Origin of the sequence: Kyrpidia sp. (assembly GCF_023512215.1) — a bacterium.
GTDB classification, from domain to species: Bacteria; Bacillota; Bacilli; order Kyrpidiales; family Kyrpidiaceae; genus Kyrpidia; species Kyrpidia spormannii.
Map to the genome: position 1 here is coordinate 36,212 of NZ_JAILZZ010000013.1, position 14,372 is coordinate 50,583.

Genomic DNA, 14,372 nt, shown 5'->3' on the forward strand with positions numbered 1-14,372 from the left:
TTTTTATGTTCAGGCCGTTTGTTGGGTCTGCTGTTCCTTCACCGCTGCCTGGAACTTTCGAGTCAAACGAGACTTTTTCCTCGCCGCCGCATTCCGGTGCAGAATTCCTTTTGTCACCGATTTATCGATGCGCCGGATGGCTTCCCGCAGTTGACGTTCCGCAGCCTCGAGATTCCCGCTCTGCAACGTCACGTGGAATTTTTTAATTGACGTCCGGAGCATTGATTTCAACGAGGCATTACGGAGCGTGCGCTTCCGAGTGATCTGTACCCGCTTGATGGCGGATTTAATGTTCGGCAAAGATTGGCCCTCCTTTCCCTCGCCCTTTGCGGCGCCGTTTTCAAGGCCGCCCACATACAGACAAAACGTATTCTACCACGCCATCCAACTCGGTGCAAGACGCGGGCGTCCGGAAAACGCGCATCTCCCCGGGCTCGGCCAGGGTCGAACACGCCCCCGGGGCATACTATGGGCAACTTCAGTTGCTTCAGCCTTAGCCTCAAGGAGGGAAGGACGTGCACAGAACGAACCCCTATGCTTGGAGGCGGTTTGGTGAGTTTGTGGAGTGGACACATCGAGGACAAGCGCCGGAACCCCAAGGGGACCAGCAGGCATCGGACCCCCGGGTGGACCTGGCGGTGGAAGCCCACGAGTTGGCCGGCGGCGGCGACATTCCCGGGGTGGACGTGGAAACCTGGTCCGAAGAAGGAATCACGGTGACTCGGATGCACGTGCAGGATGAGCAGGCCGCCCGGCGGGTCGGCAAAGAGCCGGGACGGTACAGCACCCTTGAGGTGCCGGGCCTTCGCAAACGGGACCCCGACCTGCAAGAGCGGGTGTCGGCCCGGATGGCGGAGGAGTTGGCGAGGTTCATCGAGCTGCCCGACACCGAGTCCGCACTGGTGGTGGGTCTTGGCAACTGGAATGTTACGGCGGACTCCCTCGGTCCCCTGGTGGTGGAAAAACTATTTGTCACCCGCCATCTTTTCCACCATATCCCCGATCTCATGGGAGACGGATACCGGAGCGTCAGCGCGGTGGCACCCGGAGTGCTCGGCATCACGGGCATTGAGACGATGGAGATCGTCCGGGGCATTGTCGAACACGTCAAACCCAAACTGGTGGTGGCCGTGGACGCTTTGGCTTCCCGGTCGACCAAACGGGTGAATACCACGATTCAAATTGCGGATACCGGCGTCCACCCCGGATCGGGAGTGGGAAATCGACGGAAAGGCCTGACCCGGGAAACCCTCGGTGTGCCGGTCATCGCTATCGGCGTCCCCACGGTGGTGGAAGCCACTACGATTATTCACGATGCCTTGGATTACCTGTTGCAACGACTAAGTCGAGAAGTTTCCGACCAGTTGCGCCCGGTTTTGAACACCTTCGACGTAGCGGAGAAACAAAAATGGATCACGGATATTCTCGATCCTTTGGGAGACAACCTGGTGGTCACGCCAAAGGAAATCGACGCCTTTGTGGACGATGCCGCCCACATCGTGGCGACAGGATTAAACGTGGCCTTCCATCCCGCCATTAGTCTGGAAGATGCTGCGCTGTTTACGCACTAACTCCGGGCCTTTCCGCAGGGCGGGGACCGCGACCGCTTCTCTCCGTTTATTTTCGTGAATCCATTCACGATGGCATAGACCCGTCCATCCGAGCATAGCTTGTACCGAGGGATGGACAGGGGGTATCGGCCATGCGCAAATCGTCTTTCCGAATTGTGACATTTCACGCGCCCCGGAGGGGGTTGAAATTCTCCGTCACCGCATGGCTTGTCGTGGCTTCCGCGGCGCTTCTGGCTTCCTCATTGTGGTTTCTACCGGGACCCGCCGGAGGCTCTGGCTTGTTCGGTGCCGTGGACGCCCTAACCTGGTCCTCGGTGGTGCGCCAAGGCGTGCCGTTGATGGATCAATCCTCTAGCCCCGCCCAGGTGGCCGGTGAACAATCCTGGGCTGCCTTTCTTTTTTATCACTTGACTGACGTCGATCCGACCCGCCCGACGAGCATCCTGGGATGGACGGTACCCGGCATGGCTTTTACCGACTACCCCATCGCTGTCGATGGTCGGACTGTCGACCTGCGTCCTCCTGAAGACGGGGCTCCCTCCCCTGGACTTTTTCAACACGAACAGCCCACCTCCAGCTCTTCCTCCACGGCGCCCAACCTTTCGTCGACGTCGTCGGATCCGTTGGTTTACGTGTATCACACCCACAATCGGGAATCGTTTTTGCCCATGCTTCCTGGGCGCACCAGTTTTGATGACGCTTATGACAAGGCGAAAAACATCACCCTCATCGGGACCGCATTGGTGGATGACCTCAAAAAATTGGGCATTACCGCGATTCACACCACGGTGGACTACTGGCCCATGGGGGATTACAGCAAAATGTACGTCTTCTCCCGGAAGACGGTCAACGAAGTGCTGCAAAAATACCCGGGTCTTAAGCTCATCATCGACATGCACCGGGACTCCGACCCCCGGGATCTGACCACGACGACGATCAACGGTCAGACCTATGCGAAAATCCGCATCATCATTGGCGGCAATAATCCTAACTACCAGGCCAACGAGCGACTTGCCGAGGCGCTGAAAGGGGAACTCGACCGCCTGTATCCTCATCTGGTCCGGGACATCTGGGCAAAGCGCAGCACCACCTACGACGCCACTTACAACCAGGACCTTTCTCCCAACATGCTGCTGATTGAAATCGGCGGTCCGGAAAATACCGAGGCTGAATTGGATCGCACGGCAACGTGTCTCGCAGACGGCATCGCGGCCTTGCTGAAGGACCAGGGAGATCTGCGTTTAGCCCGCTGAGCGCCCTGACCATACTGGAAGGTGGAGGGATGTGCGGTGCGAGGGTTTATCGGTCGTTTGCTGACCTATGCGGCGCTTTTGCTCATGTGCGCAGGGGTAATCGCCATCGGCTTCGACATCGCCCAGAGGGGAATGAATGCCCTGGCTGGGGATCCGCCTCCGTCCCCCCCTTGGACACCCGTGGGTGAACGGCTCAACCAGCGCATCGAGACCGCGGCCGGCGATGTGTCGGTGGCGGTGGAACAAGTGGGTGTGGCGGCGGGGAGCTGGATGAAAGGTCAAACGCGCAACTTGTTGCTCAAGATGTTCGCTGATCGCTGATGCCGCCTGCGGAGGTCCCTTGCCCGCTCCGTCGGCACGGCGTATAATTCGGGATGATGCTGGCGGACAGGAGGAGGGGGCACTTGGATCCCCGGGACAGACAGAAGAGAATTCGCAACTTTTGCATTATCGCCCATATCGACCATGGCAAATCGACGTTGGCGGACCGGATCTTGGAGTATACCGGTGCCCTAACAGCCCGGGAGATGCACGATCAGGTTCTCGATCAGATGGATCTGGAACGGGAGCGGGGGATCACCATCAAACTTCAGGCGGTCCGTTTGGAATACCGCGCATCTGACGGAGAGGCGTATATTCTGCATCTTATTGATACTCCGGGCCACGTGGATTTCAGCTATGAGGTGTCCCGCAGCCTGGCGGCTTGCGAAGGGGCCCTTTTGGTGGTGGACGCCGCCCAAGGCATCGAAGCCCAGACCCTGGCCAATGTGTATCTGGCCCTGGAAAACGATCTGGAGATCATCCCGGTGATCAACAAGATCGATCTGCCCAGCGCCGAGCCGGAGCGGGTCAAACGGGAGATCGAAGAGGTCATCGGCCTGGATGCCGAAGGCGCGATTCTCGCCTCGGCCAAGGAAGGGATCGGCATTCGGGAGATCCTCGAAGCCATCGTCCACTCGGTCCCGGCTCCCGCAGGAGATCCCGCTGCGCCTTTGCAGGCGCTGATTTTTGACTCGCACTATGACTCCTATAAAGGGGTTATCATTTACGTCCGGGTGGTGAATGGAACGCTGCGCCCGGGGATGAAGATCCGGATGATGGCCACAGGGGCGGAATTCGAAGTGGCCGAGGTGGGAACTTTCCGGCCGAAGATGACATCGGTCCCGGAGTTGTCCGTGGGGGACGTGGGTTTCGTCGCCGCGGCCATCAAGAACGTGCGGGACACCCGGGTGGGGGATACGGTCACCGACGCCCTGCGGCCGGCCCGCGAGCCTTTGCCGGGATATCGCAAAGTCCACCCCATGGTGTTCTGCGGGCTGTACCCGGTGGACTCGAATGATTACCAAGATCTGCGGGAGGCCTTGGAGAAGCTGGAGCTGAACGATGCCTCCCTCAGCTATGAACCCGAAACCTCCGGGGCTTTGGGCTTCGGGTTCCGGTGCGGGTTTCTCGGTTTGCTTCACATGGAAATCGTCCAGGAGCGGCTGGAGCGGGAATACGGGCTCCAACTCATCACCACGGCACCCAGTGTGATCTACCATGTGTACACCACCGCTGGGGAGATGATCCCCGTGGACAATCCCAGCCGGATGCCGGATGCGTCGCGAATTGAGCGCATTGAGGAGCCCTATGTAAAAGCTTCGGTTATCGTCCCCAAAGACTATGTCGGGACGGTGATGGAGCTGTGCCAGGAAAAACGCGGAGAGTTCCAGGACATGCAATATTTGGACGAGAATCGTGCGACCTTGGTGTACAATCTTCCGCTGACGGAAATCGTTTACGATTTTTTTGATCGTCTCAAATCGAGCACCAAAGGGTATGCGTCCTTTGACTATGAACTGGCCAGTTATCGACCCTCTGACCTGGTGCGCATGGATATCCTGATCAACGGAGAGCCGGTGGACGCGCTGTCGTCCATCGTCCACCGGGACCGGGCTTACCAACGGGGCAGGGCGCTGTGCGAGCGATTGAAAGAGTTGATCCCACGGCAATTGTTCGAAGTGCCGATCCAGGCTTCCATCGGCAATCGGGTCATCGCCCGGGAAACCATCCGGGCCATGCGCAAGAACGTGTTGGCCAAATGTTACGGAGGCGACATTACCCGCAAGCGCAAGCTGCTGGAGAAACAACGGGAAGGTAAAAAGCGGATGAAGCAAGTGGGAAACGTGGAGATTCCCCAAGAGGCGTTCATGGCAGTGCTCAAAATGGAATGACGGCGCGCGGCCCATCCGGTCGAGCGCCGTTCCAATCTCGGTGGGAGGCGGTAAGAACGTGAACCGGCTGCCGGTGAAGGCCTTGTACTTGCACGTTCCATTCTGTGAGCGCAAATGTTATTACTGCGATTTTAATACCTATGTCGCCAGGCCGGAGGTGTGGGAACGGTTCGTTCAGGCGTTGGTTCGGGAAATCCGCGCCCTTGGCCGCCTCTATCCGGATACGGTCCTAGAGACGGTGTACGCCGGCGGGGGAACGCCGAGTCTCCTGTCTTGCCGCCAGTGGCAACAGATTTTTGAAGCGCTGCGGGGTTCGTTTCACCTCGCCTCGGATGCCGAGATTAGCCTAGAGGCCAACCCGGGCACGGTGGATCGTGAAAAATTGCATGTTCTTCGGGAGCTTGGGGTCAATCGGCTGAGCATCGGGGCGCAGAGCTTCAACAGGGAATTGCTCCGGAGGCTGGGCCGGTCTCACGGGCCGGAGGAGATTGTTCACAGCGTGGAGCTCGCCCGCTCGGTTGGGGGATTTTCCCTCAACCTCGATTTGATGTTCGGCATTCCAGGTCAGAGTATGGAAGATTGGCACCAGAGCTTGGCGGCGGCGGTGGGGCTCGGCCCGGATCACCTGTCCGCTTATGGCTTAAAAGTAGAAGAAGGGACGCCTTACAGCCGGTGGTACGACCAGGGGGTTCTCGACCTGCCTTCCGAAGATCTCGAGGCAAAGATGTATACCGCATTGATGGAATTCATGGATAAAGCAGGGTATGAGCAGTACGAGATCAGCAATTTTGCCCGGCCGGGAGCGCGCTGCCGCCACAACTTGGTGTACTGGCGCAATGAGCCGTACCTGGCCGCCGGTCCGGGAGCCCACGGGTATGTCGACGGGGTGCGGTACGCCGTCGTCCGGAATGTACCCGTTTATATGGAGCTCGCCTGGAAGGGGAGCTCGACGGTCGAGGAGCGCCATGAGGTCTCTGACGAAGAAGAAATGGAGGACACCATGATTCTGGGGTTGCGGCTGCTGGAAGGGGTGGGGGATGATCGTTTCACCCAGCGCCACGGCCGGTCGCTGTTCGACGTCTTTGCCGAGCCGGTGGAGCGGTATTTGCGCTCTGGGCTCCTCCTTAAGGAAGGCTCTCGGGTTCGGTTGGCTCGGGAGGCGCTTTGGATCAGCAATGAAGTGTTCCAGTCCTTTCTGGCCCTATCCATTGACAAAGTCTGACCATCTCTGGTATTTTCATCGTATGGAGGTTTAGCACTCGTGATGTAGGAGTGCTAACAGACGGGGGTGTCGGAGGTGCTCACTGAACGGCAACAACTGATCCTGCGGTTGATTGTCGACGATTATATCCGTTCTGCCGAACCCGTCGGTTCTCGTACGATATCGAAACGGATGGAGACACATTTAAGCCCGGCCACCATTCGGAATGAAATGAGTGATCTGGAGGAGATGGGATACCTGGAGCAACCGCACACCTCAGCGGGACGGGTCCCTTCTCATAAAGGATATCGCTTTTATGTCGACCATCTGATGCAACCGCCTATGCTCAACGACCGGGAAGTTGCCGTGATTCGGCGACTGTTTCAGGAACGGTTGGAAGCCATGGAGCATGTGGTCAGACAGACGGCGGGAATTCTGTCCACGTTGACCAACTACACGGCTTTTGTGCTGGGCCCCATGGGCGAGGATGCCAAGTTGCGCCATATTCAGGTGGTGCCCTTGGGAGAGTGGGCGGCGGTGGCCATCCTTGTGACGGACACGGGTCACGTGGAGAAGAAAACGGTGATTCTTCCGGATCCGGCAGACCTGGCGGACATCGAGCGATTGGTGGAGGTGCTCAACCGCCGTTTGGTCGGGGTGTCTATCAGTGAGTTGAAGGAAAAACTGGAACAGGAGATCGGCCTGGAGTTGCGCCGGCACTTGGATCGGTTTGAACGCGGGTTGGCGCTGGTCGATGAACTGACGGCTTCGTCCGAGGAGAAAGTGTATGTGGGGGGCACGTCCAAGATCCTGGAACAGCCGGAGTTTAGGGATCTGGAGAAGTTAAAACCCCTGTTGGTCATGTTGGAAGACGCCCATGGTGTGGCCCGATTGGTGGGAGTGCCGCAGAAACAGGGTGTACAGGTTCGCATCGGGTACGAGAACGAACTGTCCGCGGTTCACGAGTGCACGGTGGCAACGGCCACGTACCGATTTTACGGCGGACGGATCGGAGTGATCGGCGTCGTGGGGCCCACGCGAATGGCGTACAGACGGGTGATCGGTGTGTTGAATGTGTTATCTCACGTGTTGAGCGATCTGTTCAATCGCGAAGGCGCTTGATGATGGGGAAAGAACCACCGGGTGTGGCGGAGGTTGAACTCTGCCCGCCCGTATTTTTGGGAATCTAAAGGAGTGTGGATGCGAGTGGAAGAACAGCGGCGAAGGGAGGCGGATTCCGGCCGGGAGTCCAGCGGGGGCGCAGACCGTCCCGAGGCGGGGACAGGCCCGGGACGAGAGGCAGAGCCCCAGGGATCAGAAGATCGCCGGGAGGCCGGGAAGGAAGAGCGCAGTGAAACCAGCGCCGGCGAAGAGATGGGTCAGCGGCGTGACGAAGGGGAAACGGGCCAGGGTCCCGATACCGGGGAGGGAGACGGGGCCGATGTGGCTGCGGAGATGGAGCGACTCCGGGAGGAGGTTGAGTCCTGGCGGGGACGGGCGCTGAGGATGCAGGCAGATTTTGAGAACTTCCGGCGCCGGACCCGGCAAGAGCGGGAAGAGTGGGCGGCCTCGGCGACGATGGGCGTCATCGAGCGGCTTTTGCCGGTGCTGGACCATCTGGAGCTGGCTCTCCAGTCCGGCCAGCAGTCCACGGATGTGCAGTCGCTTCTTCAAGGGGTCGAGATGGTGGTGCGCCAATTTCGAGAGATCCTGGAAGGGGAAGGCGTCCGGACCATCGAGACTGTCGGCATGCCTTTTGATCCGAATGTCCACGAGGCCGTTGCCCAGGTGCCCGATTCCGGGCAGCCGCCGGGCACGATTATAGAGGAATTTCGCAAGGGATATCGGTATAAAGATCGCGTGTTGCGGCCTGCGATGGTGAAAGTCAGCGGAGATACAGGAGGGAACTAGAGATGGGAAAAGTCATCGGCATTGACCTGGGTACCACCAACTCGTGCGTGGCGGTCATGGAGGGCGGTGAGCCCGTGGTCATCCCCAATGCCGAAGGGGGCCGCACCACGCCGTCGGTGGTGGCGTTTACAAAAACCGGAGAACGGCTGGTGGGGGACGTCGCCAAACGTCAAGCCATCACCAACCCGGATCGGACCATCATTTCCATCAAACGTCATATGGGGTCCGATTACCGGGTGACGATCGATGACAAATCTTACACACCCCAGCAGATCTCGGCGATGATCCTGCAGAAATTGAAAGCGGATGCCGAGGCGTATCTCGGAGAGACCATCACCCAAGCGGTGATCACCGTGCCGGCGTATTTTAATGACAGCCAGCGCCAGGCCACGGTGGATGCCGGCAAGATCGCCGGCCTGGATGTGTTGCGGATCGTCAACGAGCCGACGGCGGCCTCCCTGGCCTACGGCTTGGACAAAGAAGAAGATCAGACCATCCTCGTGTTCGACTTGGGTGGCGGCACCTTCGACGTGTCGATCCTCGAACTCGGGGATGGCGTGTTTGAAGTCAAGGCCACCAGCGGGAACAACCGTTTGGGAGGAGACGACTTCGATCAGAGAATCATCGATTATCTGATCGATCAGTTCAAAAAAGAGACGGGGATTGACCTCAGTCAAGACCGGATGGCTCTGCAGCGGCTGAAAGACGCGGCGGAAAAGGCGAAAAAAGAGCTATCCAGCGCCTTGACCACGACGATCTCCCTGCCTTTTATCTCAGCGGATGCCACAGGGCCGAAACATTTGGAGGTCAACCTCACCCGGGCCAAATTCGAAGAGTTGACGGCTGACCTCGTGGAGATGACCCTGGGGCCCACCCGCCAGGCCTTGGCCGATGCGGGCCTGAACCCTTCGCAAATTGACAAAGTCATCCTGGTGGGTGGATCCACCCGCATCCCGGCGGTACAAGAAGCGATTCGGAAATTTATCGGCAAGGAGCCGTCCAAGGGCGTAAACCCGGACGAAGTGGTGGCGGTAGGGGCGGCTATCCAGGCCGGAGTGTTGACCGGCGAGGTCAAGGACATCGTGTTGTTGGATGTCACCCCTCTGTCCCTGGGCATTGAAACGTTGGGTGGGGTGTTCACCAAGCTGATCGAGCGCAACACGACGATTCCCACCTCGAAGAGCCAGGTGTTCACCACTGCGGCGGATAACCAGACGTCGGTGGAGATCCACGTGCTCCAAGGCGAACGAGAGATGGCCCGGGACAACAAGACGTTGGGTCGCTTTACATTGTCCGATATTCCTCCTGCGCCCCGGGGGGTGCCCCAGATCGAGGTGACCTTCGACATCGATGCGAATGGGATTGTGAATGTCTCGGCCAAAGATCTGGGGACGGGAAAAAGCCAAAAGATCACTATCACGGCATCCAGCGGGCTGTCCAAAGAGGAAGTGGAGCGGATGGTGAAGGAAGCCCAGGCCCACGCCGAAGAAGACCGCAAGCGCCGGGAAGAAATCGAGATCCGCAACCAGGCGGATTCCTTGGTTTATAGCACGGATAAAACCCTTAAAGATATCGGGGACAAAGTGGACAAATCTGACGTGGAACGGGCCGAGGCGGCGAAGCAAAAGGTGAAGGATGCTCTGGCCGGAAACGATATAGAAGCAATCAAGAAAGCCATGGACGAATTGCAACAGGTCGTCCAGCAATTGTCGGTGAAACTGTACCAACAGACATCGGCGAACAGTACCCAAACGGGTTCTACGACCGGCGGGGCCGCGGGCGGCGGGAAAGACGAAAAAGTGGTGGACGCCGATTACACTGTGGTGGACGACGACAAAAAGTGAGCGGTAACCACTCGGGCAGCGATGAGAGGGAAATGTTGGCTTCTGAAGAAGTAGGCCGCGGCGAAGCTCCGGGGGAGGGGGTGTTCCGGTGAGCAAGCGCGATTATTATGAGGTGCTCGGCGTTGAACGGGGGGCATCCGCCGAGGAGATTAAAAAAGCCTATCGGAAACTGGCGCGCCGTTATCACCCCGATGTGAACAAAGAGGATCCCCAGGCGGCCGATAAATTCAAGGAGATCAACGAAGCATACGAGGTTCTATCGGACCCGGAAAAAAGGAGCCGATACGACCAGTTTGGCCACGCGGGGGTCGGGCAGGGGGCAGGCTTCGAAGGCGGTCCGGGCGGCCCCGGGGGAACCGGGTTTGATTTTGGGGATTTTGGCGGATTCGGGGATATCTTTGACATGTTTTTCGGCGGCGGCCGGCAGAGGACCGGTCCGCTGCGAGGGGCGGATTTGGAATACGACCTCTCCCTCGAATTCCGGGAAGCGGCTTTCGGGGTGGAAAAGGAAATTCGCGTGCCAAGGACGGAAACCTGCGACCGGTGTGGGGGCAGCGGCGCCCGGCCCGGGACCCAGGTGGAACGTTGCCCGGTGTGCGGAGGGACGGGTCAACAGGAGAATGTCGTCAATACCCCCTTGGGCCGGATGGTTACCCGAAGGCCGTGTTCCCGATGTAAAGGGGAAGGGCGGATTATCCCGGACCCTTGCCCAAAATGCCAAGGCCGCGGTCAGATACGGGTGGTGCGCACAGTGAGCGTCAAAGTTCCCGCTGGCGTGGATACGGGCAACCGCATTCGGATGGCGGGCCACGGGGAGCCGGGCACCCGGGGCGGTCCGCCCGGCGATTTGTTTATCGTGATCCACGTCCGCCCGGATCCGGTGTTTCAGCGGGAAGGGTTCGACGTGCATTGCCAGGTTCCCATTACTTTTGCCCAGGCGGCTCTCGGGGACGATATCGAGGTGCCGACTCTGGAGGGTCGCGCACAGTTGAGGATACCACCGGGCACCCAGACGGGCACTGCGTTTCGGCTCAAAGGTCAGGGCATTCCCCGGCTACGAGGTGGGGGACGGGGCGATGAACACGTCCAGGTGTTCGTGGTGACGCCGACCCGCCTTTCCGACCGAGCCCGGCGTCTGTTGCGGGAGTTGGGCGAGGAGTTGGGGGAAGACATCCACGAACAGAACCAGACTTTTTTCGAGCGCATGAAAAGTGCCTTCAGCCGGGATGGGCGGAACGGCTGAAGGCCGTGATGGCCTACTGGCCTACGGATCTATCCGCTTCGGATCGAGTGGCCGGGGCGGGTTAACGCCCGAGTAAGCAAAGGAAATGGTAGGTTGCGGAAGCGGGGATGGAACCGGTGAATGATCTGTGGACCGTGGTGGAGTTGCGCACGACGAAAGAGGCCGTCGAGGCGGCGACGGCGAAGATGCGGGATCTCGGGGCGCAGGGGGTGGCCGTCGAGGAGGCCGACCCCTTGGGCCCTGATTTTGTGCCGAAATTCGGCGAGATCTACGAGCCAGAAGGAACGGCAGGAAAACCAGGGATGGGCAACAAGGATGTAGCCTCGGAGAGTCCCGGGGCTCCCAGGTGGGCGGAGGTCGCCACCCCGGCGGTGGGGCCCGGTGAGGCGGTGGTCACGGGGTATTGGCCCGGGGAACCGCATCGATGGCAGCATATCTCCGCTCTCCTCAAAAATTGGTTGGACTTGCTCCCCACGTGGGGTCTCGATCCCGGTAAGGGTGACATCGCCGTCCGCACCGTGCGGGAGGCAGACTGGGCGGATGCGTGGAAGCAGTATTATCGTCCGGTGACGGTAAGGGGCAGGGCGAGAGTCCTGACTGTCTGTCCGGCGTGGGAGACTTATATGCCGGAGCTTGGGGAAGTGGTGGTCCGAATCGATCCCGGCATGGCCTTTGGCACCGGCACCCACGAAACAACCCGTCTGTGTCTAGGATGGCTCTTGGACGAGGTCACCCCGGGGTGTCGGGTGTTGGACGTGGGGTGCGGGTCTGGTATTCTCTCGGTCTCGGCGGCGGCTCTCGGTGCCGGGCGGGTTCTGGCTGTGGATCTGGATCCCCTGGCGGTGGAAGCGGCCCGGCACAATGTAGAGGTGGCCGGTGTGGCGGATCGGGTAGAAGTGCGGCGGGGAGACCTACTGGACGGCATCGAGGAGCGCGGGGACCTGATCGTGGCGAACCTTTTGGCTGACCTTGTAGAGCGATTGCTGCCCGATGTCCACAGGTGCTTGACACCCAAGGGGCGGTTTCTCGCCTCCGGGATTCTAGTGGAACAAGAGGATCGGTTGGCCCAGGCGATGGAGGCTGCGGGGCTGGCGGTTCGAGAGATCCGCCGGGACGGAGCTTGGTGTGCCTTGTCGGGTGAACTTTTCCGGTGAAGGCGAAAATGGAGGGATGCAAAGGGGGACTTGTCATGAGGGTGCGCAGGCGTGTGACGGAACGGCGGGTGGAGGGCGGGGGCGGACTTTGGCTCTATGTGGAGGAAAGCGGAAATCCCGCGGGTCGACCCATCGTGTTTTTCCACGGTTATTCCCAGAATCACTTGGTTTGGCTCAAACAGACCGAGTCCGATCTGGCGGAAGAATTCCGCCTGATCGCGGTGGATCTCCGGGGCCACGGGAGATCCGACAAGCCTCAGGGGGTATACGGAGATTCCCGGCTTTGGGCGGAGGATGTGGCCGGGGTTCTCCGGGATTTGGAGCTGGCCCAGCCGGTTCTTGTAGGATGGTCGTACAGCGGACTTGTGCTCTGTGATTATGTGCGGCATTACGGCCAGGAGGCGATCGGTGGCCTGGTTTTCGTCGGCGCCGTGACCCGGACTGGGGTTAAAGAGTCTTTTGCGGATTTGGGAGATGAGTTTGTGGCCCTGGTTCGGCCTTCCTTTTCAAACGTGGTAACCGAAAGCCAGTCCGCTATGGAGCAATTGATCCATCTCACCATGAAGGGGTTACTGTCCGAAGAAGAATTCTATCTCTTTCTCGGCTTTAACGGGGCGGTTCCGCCTCATGTCCGGGAAGGGATGATGAAGAGGAAGCTGTCCAATGATGATCTTTTACCAACCATTCAAAACCCGGTGTTGATCGTGCACGGGAGTGAAGACCGGGTCGTGCTCCCGGCGGCGGCGGAGCGGCACGCGGGCATGATCCCCAAGGCCCGGCTCCGGATCTATCCCGGCGCCGGACACAGTCCCTTCTGGGAAAATCCCGGACGATTTAACGAGGAGTTACGGGAATTTGTCCGATCGATTTGAAGCCAGGGCGGTTGCCCGGCTCGCTTAAATGGGGCCGGTGACCGCCTTATTTCTCAGGCCGTTTGCGGTATTGACACGGCCAAGAAGATGCGCTATATTGAAAACAAGCAAGCGCTTGCTTAAACAGTGCGGAGATCAAGGAGGCGGCGACGGTGAGCGAAGAAGCGAAGATGCAGCAATTTATGGAACGCATCAACCGCGGAGAGCGGATTGAGGCCACGGACTGGATGCCGGATGAGTATCGGCACTTGGTGCTCAAGCAGATCCACATGCACGGGATCAGCGAGGTGATGGGGGCATACCCGGAGAAGGAGTGGGTTCCCAAGGCCCCGACCTTGCGGCGCAAGTTGGCGATTATGGCCAAGGTTCAGGATGAAGTCGGCCACGGGCAATTACTGCTAAGGGTGGCGGAGGATATCGCAGCTCCCTTGGGGAAAGTCCGGGATGACATGATTGAGGATCTGTTTGTCGACAAGGTCAAGTTTCATAATGTCTTCCATATGGAGGCCCGAACCTGGGCGGATGCTGGGCTGATCGGATGGCTGGTGGACGGATCGGCGATTATCACCCAAGTCTCTTTGCTGGGGTCGTCCTACGGGCCGTATGCCCGGGTTCTGAAGCGCATTGCGGCGGAAGAGAGTTTTCACATGCAGCACGGGGAGTCGATTTGCCTGGCTTTGGCGAACGGAACTCCGACCCAGAAAGACATGCTCCAGGATGCCCTCAACCGATGGTGGGAATCTCTCATGTTCTTCTTCGGGCCTCCTCTGATGTCTTCGGCGGCTCAGAAGATGATGGATTATCGCATCCGCACGAAGACCAACGAACAGTTGCGGCAGAAGTTTTTGACCAGGTATGTACCGAGGATTCGGGCACTTGGACTGGAGATTCCAGATCCGGCCCTTCGCTATGACGAAGAGAAAAAGGTCTGGAGCTACACCCAGCCCGATTGGGAAAAGTTCTACCACATCGTGAAACACAACGCCGGGCCCAAGTCCCAAGAGCGGTTGGCGTTGCGGAAACAGGCTCATGAAGGCCAGCGCTGGGTGCGGGAAGCGATGAGCCGGACCCGGGAGAAAGAGAAAGATTTGGCCGTGGTCTGACGGTGCA

The 14,372-nt window shown here is 59.2% G+C and carries 13 protein-coding genes; 12 read left to right on the forward strand and 1 reads right to left on the reverse strand.

What is annotated here, in order from left to right:
- Positions 1-9: 9 nt before the first annotated feature.
- Complete coding sequence (rpsT, locus tag K6T64_RS07005; RefSeq protein WP_100668007.1) at positions 10-300, reverse strand: 30S ribosomal protein S20; 291 nt, start codon at positions 298-300, stop codon at positions 10-12.
- 215 nt (positions 301-515) lie between these two features.
- Here rpsT and gpr point away from each other — a divergent pair, with 215 nt between their 5' ends.
- The 12 genes from gpr to paaA all read left to right on the forward strand — a co-directional run bounded on the left by gpr (position 516) and on the right by paaA (position 14,365).
- Positions 516-1,571 (forward strand): GPR endopeptidase, encoded by a 1,056-nt coding sequence (gene gpr / locus K6T64_RS07010; RefSeq protein ID WP_288009240.1) that lies wholly within the window; start codon positions 516-518, stop codon positions 1,569-1,571.
- Positions 1,572-1,702: 131 nt separating this feature from the next.
- Positions 1,703-2,824: a stage II sporulation protein P gene (gene spoIIP, locus K6T64_RS07015; protein WP_288009241.1), complete on the forward strand. Its 1,122-nt coding sequence runs from the start codon at positions 1,703-1,705 to the stop codon at positions 2,822-2,824.
- 36 nt (positions 2,825-2,860) lie between these two features.
- On the forward strand, positions 2,861-3,145 hold the full coding sequence (locus K6T64_RS07020; RefSeq protein WP_288009242.1) for a hypothetical protein: 285 nt from the start codon (positions 2,861-2,863) through the stop codon (positions 3,143-3,145).
- 56 nt (positions 3,146-3,201) lie between these two features.
- Entirely contained in the window at positions 3,202-5,037 is a 1,836-nt protein-coding gene (lepA, locus tag K6T64_RS07025; protein ID WP_133121275.1) for a translation elongation factor 4, read from the forward strand.
- A 58-nt stretch (positions 5,038-5,095) separates the two neighbouring features.
- Entirely contained in the window at positions 5,096-6,259 is a 1,164-nt protein-coding gene (hemW, locus tag K6T64_RS07030) for a radical SAM family heme chaperone HemW (protein ID WP_288009243.1), read from the forward strand.
- A 75-nt stretch (positions 6,260-6,334) separates the two neighbouring features.
- Entirely contained in the window at positions 6,335-7,360 is a 1,026-nt protein-coding gene (gene hrcA / locus K6T64_RS07035; protein ID WP_100668001.1) for a heat-inducible transcriptional repressor HrcA, read from the forward strand.
- An 84-nt stretch (positions 7,361-7,444) separates the two neighbouring features.
- Positions 7,445-8,149, forward strand: coding sequence for a nucleotide exchange factor GrpE (gene grpE / locus K6T64_RS07040; RefSeq protein ID WP_157935468.1), 705 nt, complete (start codon positions 7,445-7,447; stop codon positions 8,147-8,149).
- Between the two features lie 2 nt (positions 8,150-8,151).
- Entirely contained in the window at positions 8,152-9,993 is a 1,842-nt protein-coding gene (gene dnaK / locus K6T64_RS07045) for a molecular chaperone DnaK (RefSeq protein WP_170099500.1), read from the forward strand.
- An 88-nt stretch (positions 9,994-10,081) separates the two neighbouring features.
- Positions 10,082-11,236: a molecular chaperone DnaJ gene (gene dnaJ / locus K6T64_RS07050; RefSeq protein ID WP_288009244.1), complete on the forward strand. Its 1,155-nt coding sequence runs from the start codon at positions 10,082-10,084 to the stop codon at positions 11,234-11,236.
- Positions 11,237-11,352: 116 nt separating this feature from the next.
- Complete coding sequence (gene prmA / locus K6T64_RS07055) at positions 11,353-12,390, forward strand: 50S ribosomal protein L11 methyltransferase (RefSeq protein WP_288009245.1); 1,038 nt, start codon at positions 11,353-11,355, stop codon at positions 12,388-12,390.
- A gap of 35 nt (positions 12,391-12,425) precedes the next feature.
- The gene (locus K6T64_RS07060) at positions 12,426-13,262 is read left to right on the forward strand and encodes an alpha/beta fold hydrolase (RefSeq protein WP_288009246.1); all 837 of its coding nucleotides are present in this window, start codon (positions 12,426-12,428) and stop codon (positions 13,260-13,262) included.
- Positions 13,263-13,444: 182 nt separating this feature from the next.
- A complete protein-coding gene (gene paaA, locus K6T64_RS07065; RefSeq protein ID WP_232059840.1) occupies positions 13,445-14,365 on the forward strand; it encodes a 1,2-phenylacetyl-CoA epoxidase subunit PaaA in 921 nt (306 codons plus the stop codon).
- Positions 14,366-14,372 lie beyond the last annotated feature (7 nt).

Excerpts from the sequence above, each read along its gene's own strand:
- spoIIP (WP_288009241.1), top strand. The coding sequence starts at position 1,703 with ATGCGCAAATCGTCTTTCCGAATTGTGACATTTCACGCGCCCCGGAGG.
- lepA (WP_133121275.1), top strand. The coding sequence starts at position 3,202 with ATGCTGGCGGACAGGAGGAGGGGGCACTTGGATCCCCGGGACAGACAG.
- dnaK (WP_170099500.1), top strand. The coding sequence starts at position 8,152 with ATGGGAAAAGTCATCGGCATTGACCTGGGTACCACCAACTCGTGCGTG.
- K6T64_RS07060 (WP_288009246.1), top strand. The coding sequence starts at position 12,426 with ATGAGGGTGCGCAGGCGTGTGACGGAACGGCGGGTGGAGGGCGGGGGC.
- paaA (WP_232059840.1), top strand. The coding sequence starts at position 13,445 with ATGGAACGCATCAACCGCGGAGAGCGGATTGAGGCCACGGACTGGATG.